Raw genomic sequence first — 206 nt, forward strand, 5'->3', positions numbered from 1 at the left:
GGCGTCGAGTTCTGTTTGTTGGCATCGGCTTCGATCAGGCTGGCGTCGATGGCCATCCTTTGCCCGCTGACCAGGCCCTCTTCGATACAGCGGACCACCGTGGTCTCGAACAGGTGACGCAGCAATTCGCTGTCGCGGAAACGCCCGTGCCGGTTCTTCGAAAACGTGGAATGATCCGGGATGCGATCCGTCAGATCGAGACGGCA

Annotated in this window: 1 protein-coding gene; it reads right to left on the reverse strand. The window is 60.2% G+C overall.

What is annotated here, in order from left to right:
- On the reverse strand, positions 1-206 hold a 206-nt coding region (locus D8Z78_RS24450), incomplete at both ends, for a transposase (protein WP_164933096.1).

Source organism: Tropicibacter alexandrii (genome assembly GCF_003667315.2).
GTDB classification, from domain to species: Bacteria; Pseudomonadota; Alphaproteobacteria; order Rhodobacterales; family Rhodobacteraceae; genus Tropicibacter; species Tropicibacter alexandrii.